The sequence below is a fragment of the Prosthecobacter vanneervenii genome (assembly GCF_014203095.1).
GTDB lineage: Bacteria > Verrucomicrobiota > Verrucomicrobiia > Verrucomicrobiales > Verrucomicrobiaceae > Prosthecobacter > Prosthecobacter vanneervenii.
In genome coordinates, this window is the sequence record NZ_JACHIG010000002.1 from 693264 (window position 1) to 717779 (window position 24516).

General features: G+C 61.2%; 27 protein-coding genes and 1 tRNA gene. 10 read left to right on the top strand and 18 right to left on the bottom strand.

From position 1 onward, the window contains the following. Positions 1-33 precede the first annotated feature (33 nt). The 4 genes from dapB (at position 34) to HNQ65_RS07900 (ending at position 3673) form a co-directional block, all read left to right on the top strand. On the top strand, positions 34-771 hold the full coding sequence (gene dapB / locus HNQ65_RS07885; protein WP_184338950.1) for a 4-hydroxy-tetrahydrodipicolinate reductase: 738 nt from the start codon (positions 34-36) through the stop codon (positions 769-771). An 83-nt stretch (positions 772-854) separates the two neighbouring features. Continuing rightward, positions 855-1325 carry a 2-amino-4-hydroxy-6-hydroxymethyldihydropteridine diphosphokinase gene (folK, locus tag HNQ65_RS07890; protein WP_184338951.1) on the top strand — a complete coding sequence of 157 codons (471 nt, stop codon included), beginning with the start codon at positions 855-857 and terminating at the stop codon, positions 1323-1325. Between the two features lie 87 nt (positions 1326-1412). Further along, complete coding sequence (locus HNQ65_RS07895) at positions 1413-2171, top strand: hypothetical protein (RefSeq protein ID WP_184338952.1); 759 nt, start codon at positions 1413-1415, stop codon at positions 2169-2171. Then, positions 2168-3673 carry an NAD(P)H-hydrate dehydratase gene (locus tag HNQ65_RS07900; protein WP_184338953.1) on the top strand — a complete coding sequence of 502 codons (1506 nt, stop codon included), beginning with the start codon at positions 2168-2170 and terminating at the stop codon, positions 3671-3673. Before HNQ65_RS07895 ends, HNQ65_RS07900 begins: the two co-directional genes overlap by 4 nt. A gap of 41 nt (positions 3674-3714) precedes the next feature. Here HNQ65_RS07900 and HNQ65_RS07905 read toward each other — a convergent pair whose 3' ends face one another. Beyond that, entirely contained in the window at positions 3715-4389 is a 675-nt protein-coding gene (locus tag HNQ65_RS07905) for a ubiquinone/menaquinone biosynthesis methyltransferase (protein WP_184338954.1), read from the bottom strand. A gap of 49 nt (positions 4390-4438) precedes the next feature. Continuing rightward, a tRNA-Leu gene (locus HNQ65_RS07910) sits at positions 4439-4523 on the bottom strand. Between the two features lie 110 nt (positions 4524-4633). Between HNQ65_RS07910 and HNQ65_RS07915 the strand changes: the two genes are divergently transcribed. Further along, the gene (locus HNQ65_RS07915; protein ID WP_184338955.1) at positions 4634-5521 is read left to right on the top strand and encodes a prenyltransferase/squalene oxidase repeat-containing protein; all 888 of its coding nucleotides are present in this window, start codon (positions 4634-4636) and stop codon (positions 5519-5521) included. A gap of 202 nt (positions 5522-5723) precedes the next feature. On the opposite strand, the gene HNQ65_RS07920 is transcribed toward HNQ65_RS07915, so the two are convergent. The 3 genes from HNQ65_RS07920 to HNQ65_RS07930 all read right to left on the bottom strand — a co-directional run bounded on the left by HNQ65_RS07920 (position 5724) and on the right by HNQ65_RS07930 (position 9401). Continuing rightward, positions 5724-7058: a DUF1501 domain-containing protein gene (locus HNQ65_RS07920; RefSeq protein ID WP_184338956.1), complete on the bottom strand. Its 1335-nt coding sequence runs from the start codon at positions 7056-7058 to the stop codon at positions 5724-5726. A gap of 104 nt (positions 7059-7162) precedes the next feature. After that, entirely contained in the window at positions 7163-8368 is a 1206-nt protein-coding gene (locus tag HNQ65_RS07925) for a hypothetical protein (RefSeq protein ID WP_184338957.1), read from the bottom strand. A 70-nt stretch (positions 8369-8438) separates the two neighbouring features. Next, positions 8439-9401: a D-alanyl-D-alanine carboxypeptidase family protein gene (locus tag HNQ65_RS07930; protein ID WP_184338958.1), complete on the bottom strand. Its 963-nt coding sequence runs from the start codon at positions 9399-9401 to the stop codon at positions 8439-8441. 134 nt (positions 9402-9535) lie between these two features. Here HNQ65_RS07930 and HNQ65_RS07935 point away from each other — a divergent pair, with 134 nt between their 5' ends. Then, positions 9536-10438, top strand: a complete 903-nt coding sequence (locus HNQ65_RS07935; protein ID WP_184338959.1) for a peptidylprolyl isomerase — start codon at positions 9536-9538, stop codon at positions 10436-10438. Positions 10439-10476: 38 nt separating this feature from the next. On the opposite strand, the gene HNQ65_RS07940 is transcribed toward HNQ65_RS07935, so the two are convergent. After that, positions 10477-11025 carry a hypothetical protein gene (locus tag HNQ65_RS07940; protein ID WP_184338960.1) on the bottom strand — a complete coding sequence of 183 codons (549 nt, stop codon included), beginning with the start codon at positions 11023-11025 and terminating at the stop codon, positions 10477-10479. A gap of 51 nt (positions 11026-11076) precedes the next feature. Between HNQ65_RS07940 and HNQ65_RS07945 the strand changes: the two genes are divergently transcribed. Next, on the top strand, positions 11077-12210 hold the full coding sequence (locus HNQ65_RS07945) for an outer membrane protein assembly factor BamB family protein (protein ID WP_184338961.1): 1134 nt from the start codon (positions 11077-11079) through the stop codon (positions 12208-12210). 24 nt (positions 12211-12234) lie between these two features. Here the strand turns inward: HNQ65_RS07945 and HNQ65_RS07950 are convergent, their stop codons facing one another. Together HNQ65_RS07950 and HNQ65_RS07955 are read right to left on the bottom strand one after the other, a co-directional pair. After that, positions 12235-12801 carry a cupin domain-containing protein gene (locus HNQ65_RS07950; protein WP_184338962.1) on the bottom strand — a complete coding sequence of 189 codons (567 nt, stop codon included), beginning with the start codon at positions 12799-12801 and terminating at the stop codon, positions 12235-12237. A gap of 213 nt (positions 12802-13014) precedes the next feature. Further along, entirely contained in the window at positions 13015-14343 is a 1329-nt protein-coding gene (locus HNQ65_RS07955; protein ID WP_184338963.1) for an acetylxylan esterase, read from the bottom strand. 108 nt (positions 14344-14451) lie between these two features. Here HNQ65_RS07955 and HNQ65_RS07960 point away from each other — a divergent pair, with 108 nt between their 5' ends. Further along, entirely contained in the window at positions 14452-15453 is a 1002-nt protein-coding gene (locus HNQ65_RS07960; RefSeq protein WP_184338964.1) for a phosphodiester glycosidase family protein, read from the top strand. 23 nt (positions 15454-15476) lie between these two features. Here HNQ65_RS07960 and HNQ65_RS07965 read toward each other — a convergent pair whose 3' ends face one another. From HNQ65_RS07965 to HNQ65_RS08010, 10 genes are all read right to left on the bottom strand, one after another. Further along, positions 15477-17309: an FAD-dependent oxidoreductase gene (locus tag HNQ65_RS07965; RefSeq protein WP_184338965.1), complete on the bottom strand. Its 1833-nt coding sequence runs from the start codon at positions 17307-17309 to the stop codon at positions 15477-15479. A gap of 76 nt (positions 17310-17385) precedes the next feature. Then, positions 17386-17847: a DUF2726 domain-containing protein gene (locus HNQ65_RS07970; protein WP_184338966.1), complete on the bottom strand. Its 462-nt coding sequence runs from the start codon at positions 17845-17847 to the stop codon at positions 17386-17388. Between the two features lie 461 nt (positions 17848-18308). Further along, the gene (locus HNQ65_RS07975) at positions 18309-19157 is read right to left on the bottom strand and encodes an SMP-30/gluconolactonase/LRE family protein (protein ID WP_184338967.1); all 849 of its coding nucleotides are present in this window, start codon (positions 19155-19157) and stop codon (positions 18309-18311) included. Beyond that, positions 19154-19792 carry a tRNA (adenosine(37)-N6)-threonylcarbamoyltransferase complex dimerization subunit type 1 TsaB gene (gene tsaB / locus HNQ65_RS07980; protein WP_184338968.1) on the bottom strand — a complete coding sequence of 213 codons (639 nt, stop codon included), beginning with the start codon at positions 19790-19792 and terminating at the stop codon, positions 19154-19156. Before tsaB ends, HNQ65_RS07975 begins: the two co-directional genes overlap by 4 nt. A gap of 51 nt (positions 19793-19843) precedes the next feature. Then, positions 19844-20266, bottom strand: coding sequence for a tRNA (adenosine(37)-N6)-threonylcarbamoyltransferase complex ATPase subunit type 1 TsaE (tsaE, locus tag HNQ65_RS07985; protein ID WP_184338969.1), 423 nt, complete (start codon positions 20264-20266; stop codon positions 19844-19846). Continuing rightward, on the bottom strand, positions 20263-20562 hold the full coding sequence (locus HNQ65_RS07990) for a hypothetical protein (RefSeq protein WP_184338970.1): 300 nt from the start codon (positions 20560-20562) through the stop codon (positions 20263-20265). The genes tsaE and HNQ65_RS07990 overlap by 4 nt, the downstream gene beginning before the upstream one ends. Beyond that, a complete protein-coding gene (locus HNQ65_RS07995; RefSeq protein WP_184338971.1) occupies positions 20555-21460 on the bottom strand; it encodes a thiamine-phosphate kinase in 906 nt (301 codons plus the stop codon). Before HNQ65_RS07995 ends, HNQ65_RS07990 begins: the two co-directional genes overlap by 8 nt. 45 nt (positions 21461-21505) lie before the next feature. Then, positions 21506-21952 (bottom strand): SMI1/KNR4 family protein, encoded by a 447-nt coding sequence (locus HNQ65_RS08000; RefSeq protein WP_184338972.1) that lies wholly within the window; start codon positions 21950-21952, stop codon positions 21506-21508. A gap of 30 nt (positions 21953-21982) precedes the next feature. After that, positions 21983-22294 (bottom strand): hypothetical protein, encoded by a 312-nt coding sequence (locus HNQ65_RS08005; RefSeq protein WP_221306078.1) that lies wholly within the window; start codon positions 22292-22294, stop codon positions 21983-21985. Between the two features lie 86 nt (positions 22295-22380). Next, complete coding sequence (locus HNQ65_RS08010; protein WP_184338974.1) at positions 22381-22995, bottom strand: superoxide dismutase; 615 nt, start codon at positions 22993-22995, stop codon at positions 22381-22383. 129 nt (positions 22996-23124) lie between these two features. Here HNQ65_RS08010 and HNQ65_RS08015 point away from each other — a divergent pair, with 129 nt between their 5' ends. Both HNQ65_RS08015 and HNQ65_RS08020 read left to right on the top strand, forming a co-directional pair. Beyond that, positions 23125-23571, top strand: coding sequence for a hypothetical protein (locus HNQ65_RS08015; protein ID WP_184338975.1), 447 nt, complete (start codon positions 23125-23127; stop codon positions 23569-23571). Positions 23572-23626: 55 nt separating this feature from the next. Beyond that, on the top strand, positions 23627-24436 hold the full coding sequence (locus tag HNQ65_RS08020; protein ID WP_184338976.1) for a hypothetical protein: 810 nt from the start codon (positions 23627-23629) through the stop codon (positions 24434-24436). The last annotated feature ends 80 nt before the right edge of the window (positions 24437-24516 follow it).

Sequence of the window (24516 nt, forward strand, 5' to 3'; positions counted from 1 at the left end):
AAAGCCCTCTCCCGTTTATCAACACGGCCCGTCATGTCCGACATCAAACTTCTCATCACTGGCAGCAAAGGCCGCATGGGCCAGGCCATCATCCGCGCCGCAGAATCTCAGAACGTCGCCGTCGCATCCACCGTGGATGTGGGCGACGCCCTTGTACCTGCGCTGGAGAAAGCCGACATCGTGATCGACTTCTCCTCCCACCTGTTTACCAACGAACTACTGGATGAGTGCCTGAAGCAGAAGAAGAGCCTTGTGATCGGCACCACGGGCCACACGAATGAGGAACTGGCCCGCATCCGCGAAGCCGCCAAGACGCTGCCGGTCGTGTTTGCCTCGAATTACAGCATCGGCGTGAACACGCTTTTCTGGCTGACCCGCAAGGCCGCCGAGCTGCTGGGCCCCGCCTTTGACCTTGAAGTGGTGGAGATGCATCACCGCCTCAAGAAGGATTCCCCCAGCGGCACCGCACGCACGCTGGTCGAGATCCTCGCTGATGTGCGCGGCCTGGAATACGACAACGACTGCAAGCACGGCCGCTTTGGCGATGTGGGCGCACGCACTCCGAAAGAGATCGGCGTGCACGCCATCCGTGGCGGCGACGTGGTGGGAGATCATACCGTGATCTTTGCCAACGTGGGCGAGCGCGTGGAACTGACCCACAAGGCCAGCAGCCGCGACACCTTTGCCAATGGCTCCGTCCGTGCCGCCGTGTGGCTGGCCGACAAGCCTGCGGGCCTGTATGACATGCAGGATGTGCTGGGGCTGAAGTAAGAGTTTGCGATGGTTGGCAGTCGTTTGCCGTTGTTTGCAATGGTTTCCAAGCAACTGCAAACCATGACCAACAACTGCAAACCATGAACTTCGGCATCGCTCTCGGCTCCAATCTCGGTGATCGCGCCGGCAATCTTCAGCGTGGCATTGATCTGCTGATGGCGCGGGTGCCTGGCCTTGTTCTCACAGGCAGCGCGCGGGTGTATGAAACGGAGCCGGTGGACTGTGCGCCGGGGACGCAGGCGTTTTTGAACACGGTGATCGAAGTGAAGGCGGAATGCACACCGCAGGAGATGCATGCGCAGCTCAAGGCCATCGAGCAGGCGCTGGGGCGGCCGGAGCAGCGGGAGAGGAACTCGCCGCGCACGCTGGATCTGGACATGCTCTACGCGGATGATGTGGTGAGCGATGATCCCGTGCTGACGCTGCCGCATCCGCGCATGCACCTGCGGCGGTTTGTTTTGGAGCCGCTGGCGGACATCCGGCCGGAGCTGGTGCTGCCGGGGCAGAGCAAGACGGTGGCGGAGCTGCTGGCCCAGCTGCCGGCCGAGTGAGATGACGAGCCAGTGATGCCGTCTGGATTCATGCGTCATTCAACATTCTGGTTTTGTCATTTCACTTTCCCGGCTAACCCTACCCGCATGGCTGACCCTGAACCGACCCCTGCTGATCCTGGACGCTGGATTCGCTTTGCGCTGATGATGCTGCCGATCGGCACCATTTTTCTTGGCATTGCCTCGTTTGGAATCTGGCAGTGGAAGAAGGACCGGGCGGCGGACCGTTCGTTTAAGTATGCCATGGCCCTGCGCAAGCCGATCAGCCAGGAAGGCGTGGAGCGCCATGCGGGCATCATCCGAACGGAGCTGGCCAAGGCGGACCGTGATCTGAGCATTCCCGGCTATCTGGAGTCCACCATGGGTGCGGAAAACATGGGCTACACGGTGAGACGTCTGCGCTTTGGCAAGGATCTCTCGCTGATCGATGCGGAGCTGACTGGAAAGTCACGCCCGCGCGAGATCGTGCTGGCGCTGGTGCCTTACAAGGGAGATGCAGCGCGAGTGGAAAGCACGGCGCTGGCGGCCGCTGAAGTGCTGAGCGTGGCGCACGAGATCACGGGTGTGGAGGTTTTCCGCACGCTGCGCTTTGCCTTCATTCCGGACAATGCCGATGCGTGGAAACGCATGCAGGAAGCAATGCGTGATGATGGCGAGCGCCTGATGCATCTGCTGGTGCTCGGAGGCCCCGAGGTGGCTGAGATCGAGCGAATCTCCGAAGCATTGAGCACGAAGGCGCAGGGCACGCGAGTGCTGTCCATCCCCGCCACCCAATCGCCCGCAGACACTTTAGCCTCGGCACGCCAGCTCAAGGCGCTGCTGATGGAAGCCGCTGAAAGCCCATGATCACCACCTGCCAGCAAATGCAGCAGTGCGAGGAGGCCGCCTTTGCCCGCGGCATCAGCGCCGCCGAACTGATGGATGAAGCCGGGCGTGGCATAGCGGCCGTGGTGCGGCAGTTTGCCCCGCGCACCGGCTCCTTGGTACTCTTTCTTGGCAAGGGCAACAATGCTGGCGATGCGCTGGTGGCCGCACGCGAGCTGCTGACAGATGGCTGGAAGGTGCATGCGCGGCTCTGCTGCGAGCCTGCTGCCATGAAGGAGCTGCCGCGCCGACATCTGCAGGCGCTTAGCGGACATGTGCGAATCATCGAGGACGCCATCGAATTCGATTTCCCGCCCGGCCCCATCGTAAGTCTCGACGGACTGCTCGGCATCGGCGCCCAGGGGCCAATGAAGCTGGAACTGGAGCTGCTGGCCCGTGAAATGAATGCGCTGCGCAGCCTGCGCCATGCGGTGACGATTGCGATGGACATCCCCTCCGGCCTCAATGGTGACCGGGGCAAAGCCTGTGAAAACGCCGTCGTGGCAGACATCACCGCCGTGGTAGCGCAGATCAAAGCGGGCCTGCTGGCCGATGGCGCCGACCAGCATGTGGGCCGGATAGCGCTGGTGCCGCTGCGGGAACTTTCCAGCGTACAAGGCGATGCGCAGGCCGCCGTGCTGACCCCTCGACTGCTGCGCTCCTGGCTGCCGCGCCGTGCCAATGACATGCATAAGGGAGATGCCGGACGCGTGGGCATCCTGGCCGGGTCTCCGGGCTTTCTGGGTGCTGCGGAGCTCTGCTGCCGAGGAGCCATCCGCGCAGGTGCAGGACTGGTGACCCTGATCGTCAGGGAGGAGGTGTATCCGCTGATCGCCGCACGTCTGCCGGCGGAGGTCATGGTGCAGCCTGTGAAAGATTACCGCGAGGCACTGGACATGGACTTTGATGCTCTGGCCATTGGTCCGGGGCTGGGGTTTGCGCATGAGCCGCAGATCCTCGAAATCCTGAGCCGTCTGGACCTGCCTGTGATCGTGGATGCCGACGCACTGACCATGATCTCACGTCATCCTGAAGTGATGAATGAGGCGGCCAAACTGCCGCGCCTAATGACACCGCACCCCGGTGAGATGGCCCGTCTGCTGCGCCATTATCCGAGCTGGAACGGCATGAGCCGCCGCCTGCTGGTGGAGTCCTATATCTCCCGCTCTCCGGGCCTGACGCTGCTGCTGAAAGGCACACGCACCGTGATCGGCACGCATCGAGAGACCACGCTTTTCAACAGCACCGGCCATCCAGGCATGGCCAGCGGTGGCATGGGGGATGTGCTGACTGGTGTGTGCGCCGCCTTTGCTGCACAGCATGTGCCTCTGCACCAAACGGCCGGGCTGGGGGCCTGGCTCTGCGGCAGAGCGGCCGAGCGCCACCTGACCTTGTACCACAGTGCTGCCGAATCTCTGGGCGCGAGCGATGTGACCGCACACCTTGGCCACGCGCTTCAGGACCTGAAGGAAGGCGCTTTTTGACAGCTCCTGGCTGGCAGTCTAACTTTTAAAGCCGCGCCTCCTTACTTCACCGCCTCATAGAGCGATGCGATGCCAAAGGTGAGCTGGCGTGAAGAGGCGTGTGAAAAACCGTTTTCGGTGATGAGCTTCTCCATGTCGCGGCCGGAGGGGAAGCGCTCGATGGAGCCGCAGAGATAGACGTAGGCGTCCCGTTTGCCGGTGATCCAGCCAGCGATGCGCGGCATGATCTGCTTGAGGTAGAAAAGATAGAGCTGCCGGATGCCGGGCACGCATGGGATGGAGAAATCCAGCACGAAGAGACGCCCGCCGGGCCGGAGAACGCGGCTCATCTCCTGCAGCGCCCGAGGCCAGGAGGCCATGTTGCGAAGGCCGAAGGCCACGGTGAGCACGTCAAAGACGCCGTCCTGAAATGGCAGCGCCATGCCGTCTGCGGCCACGAGCTGGTTAAAGTTCCGCGCCTGCGCCTCCCGCATCATGGGCACGGAAAAGTCCGCCCCAAGCACGCGCGCCTGCGGGCAGGCAGACTGGATGGCCTGAGCCAGATCTCCGCTGCCGGTGGCGAGGTCCAGGACACGCTGGGGATTGAGCTCGGCGATGCGGCGTGCGGTGGTGCGGCGCCAGAGGCAGTCGATGCCCAGGCTGAGCACATGATTGGCCAGCACATACCGCGATGCGATTCCCGCAAATGCCTGCCTCACAAATCCTGCGTCTTGCATGTGGCTGTCTGGTGATCCGGTCACCCTTGGCGGCTTGAGGGCCGCTGGATGGTGCTCACGAGAGGACTCGAACCTCCACGATGTTACTCACTAGAACCTGAATCTAGCGCGTCTACCAATTCCGCCACGTGAGCAAAGGAGTCGGGTTGACCGGGCAAGCAGTCTTGACCATGCTGAGAAATACTCAAGCAGGAAATGTGAGTTTCTTCTGGCAGTATTGCAGGCTCCGGGTAAGGCGCATGGCATGTCTTTCCGTCTTGAAATGCTGCAGGTAGCGCGACTGGCCCCGAAGGTGCTGGGTGAGTCCGCAGAACTGGTGGAGCGCTTTCTGCGCTCACGCTTTTCCGCCGAGGGCGGCTTTCTGGACCGCAATGAGAAACCGGACCTGTATTACACGGTGTTTGGTCTGGAGGGATTACAGGCGCTCTCCGTCGATGCAACCACGCTGCCAGACATACGGCCTTGGTTGAAGCCCTTTGGCGATGGTGCCGGGCAGGACTTTGTGCATCTCTGCTGCCTGGCACGCTGCTGGGCGAATGCAGGCATGGATGACTTCCCTGCCGCCGCACGCGAAGCTTTGGCTGCACGCATTGAGGCTTATCGCTGTCCGGATGGCGGCTACCACCAGGCACCTAAGCGTGCCAAAGGCAGTGCGTATGGCTGCCTGCTGGCCTGGGGCGCGTATCAGGATCTCGGTGGCATGCCGCCCGAGCCCTGGCGGCTGGCGGAGTGCATGGGTGGCCTGCGCACGCCAGATGGTGCGTGGTCAAATGAGCCCGGCATTCCTGTGGGCTCCACCACGGCCACAGCGGCGATGGTGGCGCTGCACCGCCACATGGACATGCCGCCGCCTCCAGAGGCCGTGGACTGGCTGATGCGCCAGTGCCTGCCAGCCGGTGGCTTTCTGGCCCTGCCTGCGGCACCGCTGCCCGACCTGCTCTCCACTGCAGTGGCGCTGCATGCGCTGGATGCCGTACAGGCGGATTTCACGCGCCTGAAGGAGCCGTGCCTGGATTTTGTCGATTCACTCTGGGACGCCACGGGCGGTTTTCATGGCAACTGGACCGATGACATGCTGGACTGTGAGTACACGTACTACGGCCTGCTGGCGCTGGGGCATCTGTCTTTGTGAGCGGGATTGGGGATGCTGGCTTGATGGTGGTGCGCACAGGTTTCTGTGCTGCGCTAAGTGGCTCGTGAATCAGGGGGATGGCGTGCCGCACAGAGGACTGTGCGGACCCCTTTGCTGGTGCCTGTGTGAAGCGCATGGCTCAACAAAAAACCCGGATCTTGCGATCCGGGTTTTCTGAATGATTTCTGTGAGTGACGTCTGATTACGCCATGACTTCGGTGAGGATGCGGCCACCGTTGACGATGTCGATGGGACGAACGCCGTCGGCCATGATGCGCTTCTCGCCATTGATGCCGAGGAGGCGATACATGGTCTTGGCCAGATCTTCCGGACCCACAGCGTCGCGGTCGGGCTCGCCACCGAGAGGATCGGAGGCACCGTGGATGTAGCCTTCTTTCACACCACCACCGGCGAGGGCGACGGAGAAGACGCGAGGCCAGTGGTCACGGCCGTTGGTTCCGTTCACCTTCGGCGTGCGGCCGAATTCGGAGCTGACCATGACGAGCGTGCGCTTGAGCATGCCGCGGTCGGAGAGGTCGGTGATGAGGCGGGCAAAGGCCTGGTCAAAATTGACAGCCTGGCCTTCGAAAGCGCTCTTGATGTTGGAGTGGTGGTCCCAGCTGCCGTAGTTCACGGAGACCATGCGGACGCCGGCTTCCACCAAGCGGCGGGCCAGCAGGAAGCGCTGACCGGCGGTGTTGCGGCCGTATTCGTCGCGCAGCTTGTCGGATTCCTTGGTGAGATCGAAGGCTTCGCGGGCTTTGGCGCTGCTGATCAGGCCGTAGGCGGACTGGTAGAAGCTGTCCATGGCGCTGATGGAGTCGGCTTTTTCGACGGCCTTGAAGTGCTCGTCCACGGCACCCAGGAGGTTGCGGCGGCGGTCAAAACGCTTTTCGTCCACGTCTTTCGGCGTGAGGAGGTCGCGGACGGTAAAGCCCTTGTCTGCGGGATCGCTGCCGAGAGCGAAGGGGCCGAAGGCGCTGCTCATGTAGCCGGTGCCCTGGTCAGGAGCGACCATGTTTGGCACCACGACGTAGGGAGGCAGGTTGTTGCGGCTGCCCTGCTCATGGGAGATGATGGAGCCGAAGCTGGGGAACTTGATGGCCGGGCTGGGGCGGTAGCCGGTGAACATGTTGTGGGTGCCACGCTCATGGGCGGCCTCACCGTGCGTCATGGAGCGGATGACGGTGAGCTTGTTCATGATCTTGGCGATGTTGGCAAACTTCTCTCCCACATACTCTCCGGGAATGGAGGTTTTGATGGGGGTGAAGGGGCCGCGGTAGTCCGGGGAGGCAAAGGGCTTGGGATCCCAGGACTCGTGCTGGGCCATGCCGCCCGGCAGATAGATGTGAATGATGGAGTCCGCGATGGGCTTGAATGTCTCCACTTCGGGCATCACCGACGCCGCCTGCAGACGCATCATATCAGGCAGGGTAAGGCCGAGGCCACCGACCATGCCGACGTAGAGGAAGTCACGACGGCTGACACCGGAACGCAGATCAAGGTGATTGCCCTGGCAGAAGGGGTGCATTTTCATAGGAGTGAGGGGTGTTGTTGCTGAGAATCGGGAGGAGTTACGGGCTCTGCCGGGTATTCTTGCATATTTTGCGAAAAATGGCACGAATCGTGTCGTCCCAAGCTTCAGGGGTTTACCCAGCCGTATTGGACGAACTGATGGATCCAGACCTGAAAGTCCACCGGCGCGTCCGAAGGAAACTTGAGCAGCAAAGTCATGGGCACGGTGGCGTCTGTGCTCTGCTGCAGGCGATAGTCCAGCTCCTTGGCCAGCTGACTCTCTTTGTGCGCATAGCCATACACGACCTTGGCGCCAGGTTCGGAGATGTTGCGCAGGCTGTAGCAGCTCAGCACTTCAGGATCGCCAAAGGAGTTTTCATAATGACCCGCGGGAGAAACCAGCACACGGAAGAGCGTGGGGGAGGCCTGCTTCCGCTCCAGAAAGTCTGACCACGCCATCTCCCCTGCCCCCACAAAAGATTCCCAGTCCACGAGCGGTCCGGATGCGGTATGCTCAACCGTCGCCAAGCGCCGCCCGCCGCCTTCAAACACGACCACGTGCTCGCTGAATTTCGGTGAAATCTCAGTGGTCTCCACGATCGAATCAAAGGCGATGGGGCCGTCTGCGTTTTTCGAATAGTAGATGTTCATCAACGACGCCACCCGCAGTTTGTCCCGCACCATGGTAACGCGCTGTTTCCAAGTGGGGGCTTCAAGAAATTTGGTCAGCACATCCTGAGCCGCAGCCAGCTTGGCGAGGTTTTCATTGGAAACATTGGCCGCAGGCAGGGGAGAGGCGGTTTTGAGGTTGCTGCTGCCCGTGGGGCGGAAGACCAAGTTGCCTGAATTTACCGGCGGCAGCGTTTCGTCCGGCGCCAGCATGGGCATAGCAGGCTGCGCAGGCTTCTCTTTTTCTGCGGCGGGTGATGTGATGGCTTCACCTGTGCCCGGGGCTTTCTGAGGAGCCGCACCAGAGGGGAGCAGACTCCAGACGATGAGAACCAGCACAATGAAACCGACCACGCCAGCACCGATCATGAGACGCTTGCGGAACTGCCTGATCTCAGGGTCCATCCGCATGCGCTCGAAGGCATCTCCCGGCAGCGGCTGGGGCTCATAGGCGGGCTCGGAGCGTGGCTGGGGCGCAGCAGGGGCCGGGGGCTCGTTCTGCTGCATGAGAAGGGCGCGGCGCTTGGTCTTGGTGGTCTTTTCCGCCATCTGAAGCATCACTACCTGACCGCATTCGGGACAAGGACGCGAACGCGTCACTGAAGAGACCTGGATTTCGACGGTCTTTTCGCAGTGGGGACAGACAAGGGTGGTGGCCGGCATTCGATGCTAATCAGGAAAGAGGGGGAGGTGTACTGTGGTAGTTGAACGCCAAACCGCAACCAACGGTTGCTCAATTTCCGTGCCACGAAGCCATGGCCACGCCACCACTGGAGCGCAGCCTCTGCAGGCCCCAGCTCATCATGATACGAGCGTCTTCCCAGATGTATTTCGTCTTGGTGCCGAGCTGCACCAGAATCACCTCGCGCCCGCCGCTGATGGCGCTGGAAATGAGGCAGCGCCCGCTGGCCACGGTGTAGCCGGTCTTCATGCCATTGCACTCGGGCATGACGCCCAGGAGCTCATTGGTGTTTGTCAGCGTGACCACACGTCCGTCGGCGCGGCGGAAAGAGAAGTATTTCCGACGGACGATGTCGCGGATGGTGCTGTTGCGATAAGCCGCCATGGCCACACGGGCCATATCCCGGGCGGTGGAGTACTGGCCGCCAACGGTGAGGCCGTGGGGGTTTTTGAAATTCGAGTTTGCACAGCCCAGGGAGCGGGCCTTGGCGTTCATCTTGGAGGCAAAGGCGCTGATGCTGCCCGCATTGTCCCGAGCCAGCACATTGGCGACGTCGTTGGCACTCTTCACGAGAAAGGCGTAGAGCAGCTCACGGCGGGAGTACACCTCCCCGGGGCGGATCCCCAGGCGCGTGGGCTCCACAGCCACGTCCGAGGCCTGAACACGGACCATTTTATCTAAATTTCCCGCATCCAGCACCACCAGCGCGGTCACCAACTTTTGAGTGCTGGCAACGGCGCGGGCGGTTTCAAAGCTGCGCCCTGCGAGATGCTGGCCGCTGCGGGCGTCCAGCAGCAGATAGGAGGCGGCGCGGATGGAGGGGCCTGAAGTGGCCACCAGCATGGGCCGCTCCGGGAGCATGACGGGCATGACCTGGGCGTCGTCCCCCTGGGCATACATGTGCTGGGAATTAGGCGCCACAGGCAGGGCACGCACCACGCCCATGTCTGCACAACTGGCCAGCGAACATGCCGCCACGCCTGAAATCAAAAGCTGGATCAGTCTCATCATCATGGATTCGAAGAAGGAGGAGGAACGCCGGGCCGGCCCGCAAGTTTCGTGCCCGGGAGGGGGCCGGTCATGGCGCGCCTGCATCTAGGCCACCCCCTGTTTGTTGTCAAACCTTGCGCCCCGCCGCCCCGCGCTCCATGTTCGCGGCCCTTATGGCACTTATCATCAACGGCGAGCAGATCGACGACGAAATCATCGAGGCGGAGTTCCGCCACATCAAAAGCCATTTCGAGCGCACCCTCCAAGTGGCGTGCTGCGAGCGCGATCCCGAATTCCGCACGATGGCCAAGGACAACGTGGCCTCCCGCGTGCTGCTGAACCAGGAAAGCCGCCGCCGCCACCCCGAAGTCTCCGAGGAGGAAATCACTGCGCGGCTGAACAAGCTGATCGACGAAGCCGGGGGTGAAACGCAGTTCTATGTGAACATCGGCATGCCCATGAAGGATGCCTCCCTGGTGCGCGAAAACGTGGCTGGCGGTGTGCGCCTGGACAAGACGCTACAGGAGATCTACGCCCCCGAACCCGAGCCCACCGAGGCCGAACTGCGCGCCTGCTACGAGGCCAACCTGAAGCACTACATGACCGACGAAGAGATCCGTGCCTCCCACATCACCAAAGGACTGCAGGGTGCCACGAGCCGCCAGGAGATCTACATGGCCATGCGCGACATCCGCTCCCAGCTGCTGGCGGGGGCGGACTTTGCCAAGCTGGCCGAGGAGCACCGCAATGACGAGCAGCAGCAGATTGATCTGGGGTGGTTCAAGCGCGGTGAGTTCATGGAGGAGTTTGAGACCATCGCCTTTTCCATGGGCGAGGGCGAGATCAGCCCCGTCTTCACCACGCAGCTGGGCTTTCACGTCTGCACCCTGACCGGCCGCCGCCCCTCGGTGGCGCGCCCGTTTGACGAAGTGAAGGAGGACGTCCGCAACCGTTTCATCGAAGAATACCGCGACAAAAAATTCAACGCGTTCCTCGAAGAACTGAAAGCAAAGGCCAAGATCGAAGACACCGATCCCGAAGGCGAGAACTGCCAGCACTGATGAGGCGAGTGAGGCAGGCACTCCGGCCTGCCATCCTGCTACATCTTTGAGATCACCGGCACCGGTGGCTGAATGTCCCGCAGAGGCTCTGGGAGTTCGTCCATCGGTGGAGGGCCGGGGAAGTTGTCATCCACAAAGCGCCGCCAGGTATCCCGCGTCTTTTGGGAAATGAAGCCCTGCACGGTGTCGCCGCACTTGCCGCAGATCATCACGCTGTGCAGGAGAGAGAGGCCCTCGCATACTCCGGTGATGACAAAGTCGTCCATTCCTTCGGCATCGCGGCGGGCATCGCACACGGCGCAGGAGTCCAGACCGCGGTCCACGGACACCTGCTCGTGCTGAAACTGGGCCAGGCGCTTTTTCGACTCCTGGGAGAACTCTTCCATCATCTGGGTGCGGCAGTGGTCGCAGAGGGCGTACTCCATGACGCACTCGCCACGCTTGTAGGCCTTGGAAATCTGAAAGCCGCCGGGAAAATCTGGCAGCGACTCCCCGCAGCGCGTGCAGTTCTGAAACGGACGCTCCTCATACTCGCACCGCAGGTCTGGCGGGATGGGGGGCGGCTGCTGGAGATCGTGGTCAGACATCGGCTTGTTTGCAACAAAGCGCACAACATGCCAGTTTCACAGTGTAATCTCATGCGCGCCCCGCTTTTCCTCAGCCTCCTCCTCGCCGCCTCCCTGCAGGCCCAGAACACCGACTGGCCAGACTCACGTGGCAATGCCGCCATGACCGGCACCTCGCCGGTGGAGCTGAAATTTCCCCTGGAGCTGGCGTGGCAGTTCAAGCTGATGGACAAGCCGAAGGGGCAGGCGGAGATGCTCGTGTCCAGTGCGGTGGTGCGTGGCGGCAAGGTGTATCTCGGCTGCAAGGACGGGAAGTTTTTCTGCCTGGATCTGACCACGGGCAAGGAAGTCTGGCACACCGAGGCCAAGGGGGCCTTTGACGGAGCGGCCGCGTTTGCAGGAGACTTCGTCGTAGCGGGCTGCCAGGATGGATTTATCTATGCCTGGAACGCTGCCACCGGCAAAGAAGGCTGGAAATATGAAACGCAGGCGGAGATCCACGCCGCCGCCAATGTGTGGACCGATCCCGATACCAAGGCGCAGAAGATCATCATCGGCAGCTACGACTATTCCATCTACTGCCTGGATGCCAAATCAGGCGTCAAAGAATGGGCCGCTGAAACCGGCTACTACATCAACGGCGGCTCTGCGGTGGGGGATGGCAAGGTGGTCTTTGGCGGCTGCGACAGCGTGCTGCATGTGCATGATGTGAAGACCGGCAAGGAGGAGCGCCAGATCGAGGTGGGAGCGTACATCGGCAACAATGTGGCGATTGCAGACGGTGTCATCTACGTGAGCCACTACGGCAACCGAGTGGGGGCCTACAAGATTGCCGACGGCACCAAGCTCTGGGAATACGGTGAGCGTGAATTTGAATACTACGCCGCGCCGGCCATCTGGGAAAACGGCGTGTATGTCGGAGGCAGAGACAAACGCTTTCACGCGATCGACCGCAAGACCGGTGCGCAGCTTTGGGAATTCCGCGCACGGGATCGGATCGACAGCAGCGCCGTCATCTGCGCCGGCAAGGTGGCCCTGTTTGGCTGCGACGACGGGTATCTGTATGCACTGGATCTGAAGACCGGCAAAGAGGTGTGGCACAACGAGATCGGTGCGCCGGTGAAGACCTCAGCAGCCGTAGCGGGGAACTACGTGCTGTTTGGGGCGGATGATGGGGTGCTGTATGTGTTTCGGAACGGGAAGTGAAAGACGCCCGCATGTTTGCGGCTATCACGCCATCCCCAAGGCCGCAGCGGCAGTCTCCATCTGGGTCAAGGCACCGTAGCAGCCCATGCCGACCTTGGGGATGAGGCCGAAGAGATGGCGCAGCTTGCGCCGGGCACGCCAGGCGATGGAGCGGCGGATGTTGCGGTGGATGGCGAATTTCTTGACGTATTTCGTCACTGTCCAGTGGGTGGTCAGGCCATCGGGGAAGAAGGCGGTGTCGCCAGCACGCAGCGTGTGGACCTTGCGGCCTTCATTCTGTTCCTCGATCACCACCTCTCCTTCCAGAATCTGCACGATCTCATCCAGGCCGTATATCCACTTGAACCGGCCCGCGTGGCACTCCCAGACTGCGCATGAGAGCGTCTGGTCGGCCGCGATGGCCAGCGTGGAAGCCCGGGCGATCGGGTTGCCCTCCAGAATCCATTCGGGATTGATGGGGGCTGGATGGAGATCCTGCTGCTGGACGGAACCCGTCTGGATGACTGGAGAGTTGCTGGAAATTCGATGCGCAGCGGAGAGGAGCGAGCTGCCATCGCTAAAGCCGAAAGGTGAGTGGATTGTTTTTTCCATATTTTCGAATTTAACCATAATAGCTAAATTGCCTATGTCCAGAGCTAACCTGTAAAGGAAGCCTGACAGGAACCTCAAAGTATCCATTTAGAGGCACTAAAGACCGAAGACGGGAGCACCCCGGTGCAGCCGTGTTTGCCAGCCGGGCAGGGAGCTGGGACACAGGAGAGCGCGAGGGATCTGGACGATCCCCGCTCCTCCAAGAGCGCAGGCTTACTTTCCTTTGTTTTCCCGCACATGCTTCAGCGCTGCGGCCTGCATGAATTTGCTGGCGGCAGGAGTACTGGCATGGCCGGTGAGCACGTCGGTGTGCATTTCCTTGGGAATCGTCAGAGCATTGTAGGCGGCGTACACGCTGGTGGGCGGGCAGGTGGTGTCGATGAAGCCCACGGTGACGACGGCCCCTTTGCACTTGGCGCGGGTGGCAAAGTTCATGTTGTCAAAATAGCGCGAGGCCTGCAGCGCCTCGGGGTCTGGCTTGCCGCTGGCGTCATTGGGCACGATCTTGGGCCAGCCGCTGATGCGGTTGGCCTGGCTGCCGGTGTGGTCGCAGCCGGCAGGAACGCCCGCGCAGATGAAGGAAACGCGTGCATCCAGACCGGCGGCGGCAAAGGCCTGGAAGCCACCCTGACTGGCACCGTAAACGATGAGGGTCTTGCCATCCCACTCGGGCTGGGCTGTGAGGAAGTCGATGGCGCGGATCAGGCGCAGAAACATGCCTTTGAAGTAGATCTTCTCGCGGTCCTTCGCGCCTTCGATGCGGTAGTCCTTCAACTCACCGGCGGCGAGTGCGTCGTAATATTCCTTGGGTTTGCCGTTGGGCAGGCCATGGGCATTGATGTCCATGGAGAGCATGCCGCCTTCATTGAGAGCCCAGGAAACTGCGCCGAGATTGGCACTGCGCACCCCTGCCCCATGCACGTGCAGGATGGCGGGGAGAGATTTGGGCTTGGCCCCCTGCGGCCTGCCAAAGTAGCCGCTCACGGGTTTGCCGAGGCACTCGATCTGCACGTCAAAGGCTTCCACGCCTTTGGGAGCTTTTTCCACGGGGGTGAGCACGGGCTTGAGCGGCACCTGCGCAAGCGCGGCTTTTTGTGCCTGCCAGAAAGCATCGAAGTCATCTGGTACCGGCATGCTGGGCTTCAGCAGCAGGGGGTCATAGCCTGCGGCGGCCAGCGCGGTGGTCTTGCCGCTGGTCACGCGCAGCTGCAGAAAGCCGGGCTCATCCAGCTTGCCGGTGATGGTCGCCTTGCCTTCCTTCAGCTCCAAGGTTTGTGCAGGCTGGGGCTGCAGGCCGTCTTTGGAGAAGACGCAGGTCACTTTGCCCGAGATAGGCTTGCCATCCTGCTGTGCCTCGATGGTTAAGGTGGCCGCTTCACCTGTCTTATAGAGCGCGTCTGCGCGATCCGTCACCGCCTTGAGCGTCAGCACCGGAGCAGAGGGGGCTGCTGGAGCGACGGGTTCCTTGGCTGCGGCAGGTGCCTGGGCCTGGAGATTGAGCGCAGCGAGGAGCCAGATGGCAGAGACGAGCTTTAATTTCATGTGGCCGATGCTGGGACAAAGTGCGCCGCAGATCAATCTTCAATCAACATGAGATGACATCCTTCTTCTTGATCGAACCGGAGTTGTTCTCCATGCTCCGGCACCCCCATGTCCAGAAAACGCGGATGCCTCAAAATGCTTCTGCTGCTCGCCCTTGCCGGTGTGCTGCTGGCCTGGCTTGCAGGCGAGGTGTTTTTCAATCTAAACAGCAATCTGGTGGCGGTGAGCGTGTATGACTCCAAGCAGCCGCTGCAGATCCTGACCAAGCGCGCCGGGTGGAAGCCCGCCACCGCGCTGACGGCGGGAGATCTCGACGCCGCGCTGATCGAGCGCCACCGCGAGACCGGCATGCGCTGGGCGACGCTTAAGGTGCGCCGCCCTGGAGGAGCGCTTGCCACGATCTCCCAGCGCCTCTTTGGCGCGGAGGTGCAGGTGGTGTCTTTTTCGCCAGAGCGATTTGATTTCATGACCTCCTACCAGCCGAAGTTTGCGCTGACCACCGCGCGGGAGCGGATGGCGGAAGGGAACCTGTGGTTTGCCATCACTGCCAATTTCCGCGACCCCAAAGGCCGCCCGATGGGCTGGGTGTACCACGAAGGCCGCCAGGTGAATCCAGCCTTTGGTGACTGGAGCGGCTGCTTCTTTGTGAAAGACGGCCGCCCCTGGTGCGGGCCCAAGTCTCTCCTGACCGATGTGCCCGGCCTCATTCAGGAAGGCTGCCAGGTCTATCCCTCGGTGATGAAGAACCACACCACCTTCTCCTACGTGGATCTGAAGCCGGATGAGTTCTTTGACGGCTCCAAGGTCAGCTACCGATCTCTGGCCGGAATGCGGCGGGACGGCACCATCGTTTTTGTCCTCTCAGGCGACGGCGGTGTGATGACTGTGAGCGAGGTGACGGAGATCGCCCGCAAGCTGGACGTGCAGCATGCCACCCTACTGGATGGTGGCCGTGCGCTGCAGTACTCGATAAGGACCGACGATGGGCCGTGGCACTTTCATTCCTTCAACACCGAACTGCCCTTCAAGCACAAGTGGCTGGAGCGGCAGAGGTCGCCGGTGTACATCGGCATCCGGCGGAAGGCGCCGGCGATTGTGCAGGGGCCGTAGTCAACTGGAGTTGGAAGTTCGCTCTAGCGTCCTTGCTTGCTCTTCAGTTCCTTCACCCAATCGGGATGCTGCTTCTTGTATTCCTGAAAGGCCTCGTGTTCATCCCTGGAAATCTTGCCGTCCTTGCTGGTGTCGATGAAGGGAAAGAGCCAATCCCAGCCGGGCTTTTCTTCGCTCCAAGCCTCTTTGGACTCCCACTCGCCAGCAGCTACGGCACCGGGTTTGGGGCGCACGTTGGGGCCGGTCCATTGCAGAATCTGGCCGCGCTTGAGCAGGCTCTGTTGCAGCTTGGCCACGTTGATCTGCTGCACCGTCACACCTTCGTTAATGGCCTGCGCGGCGGCGACGCCAGCGGATTCTCCCATAACGCAGAAGACGGGCTCCATGCGGGCTGAAGCGTAGGCGATGTAGCTGGCCGAGAAGCAGACGGGCACCAGCAGATTGCCGCAGGCCTCGGCCTTGGGGGTGAGCGCACGATACGGGATGGGATAGGGATGCCCAGTGCCTTCCGAACCGCCGACGAACATGTTTCCCTCGGTGGCGACGCCCATCTTCCCGGTGGAGGGATCGGCCACGGCGTAGCGGCGCACAGGATAGATGTCCACGCCGTAAAGCGCCAGGCCCACGCTGTCTGTCACCTGCGTCTTGTTCCACACATCCGCGAGCGTGAGCACATAGGGGCCCTGCATGCGGCGGGAGATGCGGACGTAGAGCTGATGGGGCCAGCCGGCGGTGTCTTCATGCATGGTGCGGTTGAGCCCGAGCTCTGCTGTCTCCTGGCGGAACTTCTCTGGCACACGCGGGTCGGTGCTGAGGAACTCGTGCAGGCCGCTCAGGTAGTCCAGATGCTGCTGCCACACGCGCGTCTTGGCCTCGCGGCTGCCGTCCTGGTAATAACGGCTCACGCCCAGCGGCGCGATGGTCACGAGGGACTCGCGCTTGTAGTTGTACTCTCCGCTGTTGAGCCAGCCGGGGAAGATTTCCCGCAGGCGCTTGAGCAGCTTGGCCTCGCCGCCCTCGGTGGTGCGGACGAGATGCTCCACGTAGCGGCCGACCACTTCGAAGTCTTTGGCATCATAGCCTGCGGGTTTTTCAATCGGGATGCGTTTGGCGGGATCTCGCGTGACGTAGAAGCGGTAGTTGTAGGCCTGGGTGTAGTCATCCGCCGCGCCTTTGGGCAGGCCGTGGTCTTTGTCCACCAACGGCAGCAGTCCGCTCTGGGGATCGCCCGGCACCACATAGGGGTCGATGGGGGTCCAGTTGGTGGTCGGTCCGACGCCTGCGAGCTCCTCATTGAAGACCTCCTTTGATTCACGCCCCACGGCATAAGGGACGGCAGCCGCAGCCAGCACATCGCCCTCGTAGCTGGCGTCGATAAACACTTTGGCCTCCACGGTAGCGGCTTCCGTCTGTGTGGCCTTAGGCGCAGGAACGCCGTGGGCATCGGGTGGCGCGAGTTCCAGCACCAGCTTGGTGATCGACGTGCCCGTCTTTTCCGCTTTCTGCACGCGATGCTCGAAGAGCACGGGGATCTTCTCCTCTTCCAGCCAGGCGGCGAAGGCCTTGCGGATGACCTCGGGACTGTTGCCAAGCTTGAAGACGCGGCTCGTCGTCAGCCCGCCCACGGCAGCCGGGGCTGCGCAGTCCTGCATGGGCTTGATCCCCGCGCCGAGAATGCCGCCCACCCAGCGGCTGGGCTCTACAATGAGAACCGAGCAGCCTTCCTGATGCGCGGTGACTGCCGCCACGATGCCGCCGGGCGTGGCTCCATACACGCAGACGTCCACTTTGCGGGAAGAGGTTTCTGCATGGAGTGAGGCCAGCAGGGTTGAGAGGGCGAGGAAGGCGCGCATCATGCCCTGTAACAGGCCACGAGATGGGCGGCTGTCATGTGGGTTTCTTTGTGATGCGATGACAGAGTGTTCGTCGCACTTAATTTGTGCCACCCATCTCCAGCGTTTTCCAGCGATGGTTCCAGGCGCGGGTCAGCTCTTCGACGAGGAGTTCGAGTTGATCCAGCTCCTGCACGGGCAGGCGCAGCAGCGGCACGCCGGTGGAGGCAAAGAGCAGGTTTACAAACATGTCGCGCTCCCTGGCCTTGGCGGTGTTGTGGCTGGCATCGTCCAACTCGATGCCGAGCATGGGCATCCAGTCGTCGTTACGGCAGATAAGGAAATCCACGTGCTTCTGGCTGATCATCTGAAAAGCTCCGTTTTTGTTCTCATGCTGGAACACATCTGCGAGCCTGGGTTTGATTTGAATGCGGCAGCGCTCCTGAGTGATCTGCAAAAGGCATGCGTGAAACTTGGCCTCCGTCGGCGTCAGCAGTGGTTTGGCCGAGTATTCGTAAGGCATGGCCAGACGCATTTCGGGATCGGGAGCAATGAGCTTCATGGCAGGATTGTGATTATGGATTTTATAATCACATCTCTAGTCATGACAAGGCCTGTCCGTCTGAGACTTCACTCAAATGACTATCGTCACAGCCCAAGCCTGTTGAGAGGAAGTAAAAAATGCGATGGGGGCCATTGCCTCACGAACGGCGCTCTTGAAGTACATGGAGTGAATTTGGAGTGCGGCTGCGCAGCGAGGAACGAGTGAAGCTGCCGCTTTCGAGCGTCTCGTGGCCTGCGCAGTCTCGCTCAATCTACGAGTTCCGAATCTCTCGCGATAGCCCTAACCTTTCAGCGTCTTAGGACACTTCGCAAATCAACCGGCCTGCGGAAAGCGGTAGCTGCGTTCGTCCCTCACTTCGCAACCGCACTCCAAATACACGCCTCTGCAGCACCGAAAGCGATGCAGTTTGCGTGAGCGCTGATCGACGGTCAGGAGTGCCCCTCATACTTCAGGCTGCCTCACCCGCCGAACGCGTGGCTCGGCACGCCCTGGGCGCCGGTGTGGCAGACGAAGAGGCGTCCGGCAAGGGGCTCGATGAAGCCGGGCTTCTTGCCGGTGGTAATGTAGAGGTCTTTCAGGTCGGGGCCGCCAAAGGCGCAGGCGGTGGTCTCCACGCAGGGGAAATTGATCTGAGCCTCTACGGTCTGTGACTTCGGATCATAGCAGACCACTTTGGCTCCGTGGCAGAAGGCGATCCAGAGGCGGTCCTCGCTGTCGATCGTCATGCCATCAGGAGAGGAAGGATCAGCACTGGTATCCCATACCACGCGCTCGTTGGAGATGGCGCTGGTGTCTTTGTCGAAATCAAAGGCACGCACCTTTTTGCTCGGGGTGTCGATGTAGTACATCGTGCTGGCATCGCCGCTCCAGATGATGCCGTTGGAGTTGGTCACGGGGCCAAATTTCTTCTCCACACGCAGGTCGGTGTGCAGGCAGTAGAGAGAGCCTTCGGGACGCTTGGCCAGGCAGATGGTGCCGGCCCAGAAGCGGCCTGCGGGATCGCATTTGCCATCGTTGAAGCGGTTGTCAGGCATGCCCGGCTCTGGGTCAGCGATGGGTGTGCTGACGCCAGTTTCTTCATTGAGAAAATAGAAGCCGTCATCTCCGGCCCACACCAGCCCGCCGCTGGCGCGCGGCACCACCGTGCCCACCCGCTGGCCCACATCCCACACCTTCTCCTCGCCGTTGGAGGGCGTGAGCGCGATGATCTTGTGCGTTTCGATATCGACGTAGAGGAGGCGGTCGCCATGCCAGATGGGGCCTTCGCCCCATTCAGAGACGTGATTGGAAATGAGTTCGGGAATCATGAGGTGGGAGAAAGTGCAGGGCGCTTCGGCATCGTGATGAAGGCCTCGGCCAGATAATGCGGAATGAGCGGCTGGGCGGTGAGGGAGGCCAGTTCATCGGCGGGCAGAGCCTGCACGATTTGCGCCAGACGTGCCGCGTCCGGCCTGGCGCTGCGCAGGGTGCTCAGGCCCAGTGGTGGCTTGGGGTCAAAGGTGTACCACGTCTGCCCATCGGCAGTGCGGGCGCGTGCTTCATCCGCGGAGACGATGTCCAGCTCTGGCAGCAGCCGGCCGTTTTCCACCTGGGCCAAGTAAAAGCTCTGACGGCGGGCATCGCCGATGATGGGGTAGCTCTGCGGTGCCTCCACATCGGGAGCGGTGAGAGAGGACCAGCCCACGCACCATACACCACGCGAAACTGCGATGCCCTGCGCTGCCGCGATGGCGATGCGCACGCCGGTGTAGGAGCCGGGACCATTGCCAATCACGACGCCCTTCAGCTCATCTCCAGCTGCCGCCAGCGCCTCGCGCAGCGGGGCGAAGACCTGGGCATTGTGCGAGCGCTCTGACTGAAACGAGGCCCTAAACAGCACCTCCGCGCCACGAACCACGGCAATGCTGCCGTGAGCGGTGGAGAGATCGAGAGCGAGGAGCATTAGGTGAGAATGACGAATGAATGATGATCTGCCAATGACCAAGAAGTTTTGTCATGATTTGGAGGACTCCGTAACGACGCGCTCTCCACCCGTCTGCGGCTCAATGTGAAACCAACGCGTGTGCGGCGGGAGCAGCTCGGGAAACATGTCGGCCCATTCGACGATGACGACGCCGGGTTCGGTGAGAAACTCATCCCAGCCGATGCCGATGACTTCGGCGGCGGAGTCCATGCGGTAGAAGTCGAAATGGAATACTGGGAGGCGGCCATCCAGATACTCGTGCACCAGCGTGAAGGTGGGGCTGGTGACGGCGGCCTGGGAATTCATGCCGGCCACGATGCCGCGCGTGATCTGCGTCTTGCCAGCGCCCAGCGTACCGCACAGAGCCACCACATCTCCCGCAGCGAGAGTCAGAGCGAGCTGCATGCCCCAGGAGTGGGCGTCTTCAGCGGTGTGCAGGGTGATGGCGATCATGACTTGGACAGCAGTTCCAGGCATTTGGGCAGGTCGGCGGCGATCTTCAATCCTATGTAGGCCAATGGAAGCATGGCAAGCGCGGATGCCGCCAGCTTTTTGATCCAATCGCCCCGTCGTAAAGCGGCCAAGACCGGCAGCAAGCTTGAACCAAGGAACACATCTGCGAGCAAGTATTCATTGAATGGATAATAGTGACCGCGAATTGAAGACAACATCAGCACAACGACTACTTGCAGAATCAAACTCACCGAAAGCTGAGCTACATGATCCTCCCGCTTCATAGCATCAGCCATCTGCACTCAGCGCAAAGTGATCCCAGCCGGTGCTCTCAAAGTCCGGCGGGCGGCCTTCGCCGGGAGGGACGAGTTTGCCGATGATGGTGAGGGGGAGCTTGGGAAAGGCCTCGCGCCATTTCTGCAGCAGGGATTTCACGCTACGGGGATTGACGGCTAGAAGGAGCTCGTAGTCTTCGCCATCGCCCCAGGCTTGATCGAAGGAGCAGCCAGGATTGCAGGGGAGCGAGGCGACATTGACCTGATAGTGTGTGCCGCTGGCGAGAGCGAGACGCGGAAGGTCTTTGGCCAGGCCATCGCTGATGTCCATCATGGCATGCGGATGGGCGTTTTCAGAGAGCCAGCGGCCTTCCTCAAGGCGTGGCTGAAATTTGAGATGCTTGCCATGGATGGAGCCGCCGAGGCGACCGGTGACGAGGATGACGTCTCCAGCCTTGCCCTCGCTGCGGGAGAGCCAGCGCTTGGAGGGCACCGTGCCGCTCATGGAAATGGAAAGCATGAGCACCAGCCCGCGTGAGGTCTCGCCGCCGACGATGTTGATGCCGTACTCTTTGGCAATGGTGCGCATGCCACGATACACCTCGGAAAGAAACTCAACCTCCATGCTTGGCGGAGCCACCAGCGTGATCATGGCATGGCGTGGCGTGCCGCCCATGGCCGCGAAGTCGCTGACCACGCGCGCGATGGCCTTGCGCCCGATGAGCTTGGGCGGTGTTTCGAGCGTGAAGTGGACGTCCTGCACGAGGGCGTCGGTTTTGAGGAGGGTGTGCTCGTCCTTGGAGCCGCGCACCACGGCACAGTCGTCCCCTGCCCCGGCGATGACATCGCCGTCCAGCTTCACACCGCGCATGAGTTTGCGGATGAGATTGTCTTCTCCGATGTCGGCGAGCGTGGGCATGGGTTGGAAAGCTCAGGGGAAAGGTAAATAGTTGGCCCGTGAGGTTCAGTCCCCGCTGAATTCACCCTCTTTGGCCATAATTGCAAACTCAGAGAAGGAATCAGCCCTGTGTTCGGTTTCTCCCGTTTCGTGAGACCATTTGACCACAGGGGGCTCACCCTGGGGATTCACCCGGGAATAATCCAGGCAATAGTAGTCTCCAGAACCAAAGTCAGCAAAAGGCAGCAAATGGCTGAATGCACCCGAGTCTTCGTCAAAGTTTGAGATCCAATCTTTCCAGCCTGTGTTAACTCGCTTATCAATCGAATCCCAAGTGGTGCGTGGGTCCCTCTGATCTAAAACAGGAAAGATGGTAATGTCTTCAATGCCTAGCCCGTTGTTCTGGATCAACCAACTCCTTAGCGAAGGTGGCAACTTTCGATCAAGAGCAGCTTCAGCCTTGTCGATCGCTTCGTCGGTGGTTCCAATAATTCTTGGCCTCTTTTGACTCATATCCGAGCGAAGAAATCATTCATCTAATGTTCAACTCTTCACCACCACGTTCGTTCCATCAAAGTGCAGCAGGCGGTTTTTAAGCCCGCGCATGGCCTGCTTGTGGATGTAGACCTCGATGCCGCCGATCTGGTGGCGCTGCTCGGTTGGAGCCTGGGCACCGCTGACCCAGGAGAGCTGGCACCATTCCTGGCCGCTGAGCTCTCCCTGAGAGCAGCGGACGTAGTCGAGGTGGATGACCTCCCCGGGATGGCCGATGGCTTCTTCATTGCGCTTGAGTTCCAGATACTCAGCGAAGTCCTGCGAATAGATCAGGCCGCTGCGGAGGCGATGGAGGACCATGGACATGTTTTGAAAGCGACAAAGCGCGGGACGGGCAGGCCGTTCCGCGCTTTGTGAAAAGACGAGTGTGTCAGTGTAAGCGGGAATCAGCCCAGAGCGGCGGCGTAGTTGGCAGCCACGGCGGTCCAGTTCACGGCGTTCCACCAGGCGGCGATGTAGTCGGGGCGCTTGTTCTGGTACTTGAGGTAGTAGGCGTGCTCCCAAACGTCGCAGCCGAGGATGGGGGTGCCGCTGCCGTCCATGAGCGGGTTGTCCTGGTTCGGGGTGGAGGTGATGGCGAGCTTGCCATCCTTGACCACCAGCCAGGCCCAGCCTGAGCCGAAGCGGGTGACACCGGCCTTGCCAAAGGCTTCCTTGAAGGCGTCAAAGCTGCCGAAGGTGGCGGTGATGGCGTCTCCGAGGGCTCCGGTGGGAGCGCCGCCGGCATTGGGGCCCATGATGTTCCAGAAGAGGGTGTGGTTGAAGTGGCCGCCGCCGTTGTTGCGGATGGGGCCCTGCACGTCTGCGGGGAGCTTGGAGATGTTTTTGCAGAGGTCCTCGATGGACAGCGCCTCAAGGTCGGCCTTGCCGGCGATGGCGTTGTTCAGATTGGTCACGTAGGCGTTGTGATGGCGGCCATGATGGATCTCCATCGTCTGCTGGTCGATGTGGGGTTCCAGCGCGTTCGTCGGGTAGGGCAGCGGGGGGAGGGTGTGGGCCATGGTGTTGGGGTGGGTTGAGGTTCTCGGGGGTAAGTATCGCAGATACGTGCGTGGGCAAGAGGAAGGTTGTACCTGGAACGACGAAATAGCCCTCCCGGAAAGTGCGTTCTTACGCTACCCTCCAGCCCCATGAAAAGCGCCATCCTCCTCCGACTCGCCCTTGGCCTGATTTTCCTGACCACCCTGCCCTCCTGCGGATTTGCGTTCCGGAAGGCGTGGAAAGAAGCCCCCACAAGCACCGGCGTGGAGGGCAAATGGAGCGGCACCTGGCATAGCGATGCCACCGGGCATCAAGGAACGCTGCGCTGCGTCGTTTCAGCCCCGATTGATAAAAAAGGTGGCCACGAGTTCTTCTACCTCGCCACCTGGAAGAAGATCCTCAGTGGCAGCTACAAGGCTGTGCATACCGTGAAGAAGCAGAAGGACGGCACCTACACTTTTGAAGGCGAGCACAAAATGCCTGACTGGGCGGGCGGCCTCTACCACTACGAGGGCACGATCAAGGGTAATGACTTCAATGCCTGCTACCAGAGCTCCATGGACCGCGGCACCTACACGATGAAACGCGTGCCCTGAGCAACTACAGGCACGGGTGCGGGGTTCATCCCCTGTCACCACCGCGCCTTCCTCCATGAAGTGGATCCACAGCTTCCGTGCCCGTCTTATCCTCACGATGTTTCCCGTCGTGGCGGGCATCACCATTGCCACGCTGGTGCTGGCGGAGTGGAAGTTTATGGAGTCCTACCGGAGGCTCTTTGAGGAGCAGTTTGACTCCCAGATCAGCAGCTACTCCTCCGGCAAAAAGAAGCGCACCGAGGCGCTGTCCAAGGTGCTGGACAAGCTGGCGCGCGAGCAGGAGCTGATCACCGCCATCTCCAAAAAGGACCTCTCTGACGCCAGCCGCCTCCTGCGTGCGGAACTGGAGCACCTGACCAGCGACCGCATCTTGAGCGACATCCCAGGTGCGGGCATGGGGCGGCCGGGCAACCTGCCGCCGCCGAACCTGCCAGGACGCCCGAACGGCAGCGAAAAGGAGAAGGATAAGGACGCCAGAGAGCGACTCAAAGACAACCTGCTAAGTCGTCTGCCGCTTTCGCAGCTGCCCTACATCGCTCTCATCGACCCCGAGGGGAATTTCCTGCTGTCTCCCAAAAAGAACAGTCCTGGCGGGCGCGACAGCCTGCCTCCCGGCCGCGATATCCTGCCGCCGACACTGCCTGCTGCGCTGCCGCGCGAGACCTCCACGAGTGCGGAATTCCGCCGCAAGTCCGGCAAGCTGCAGTGGCTGGGCGACCGCAAGCTGGCGGACGTGCTCAAGGAGCAGGAGATCGGCTACCTGCGGGTGGAATTCGGAGAGGACAACCGCAACGAGCAGGTGCGGGAGGTTTACATCACGCCGGTGAGAGATCCCAAGTCCGGGCAGTTTCTAGGCCGTGTTTGAAAACCTGTCGATTGGCAAATTGGGGGCATCGAGGCAAGAAGACATGTCGATGAAAACCCAACGCTTTGCATGGTGGGAGC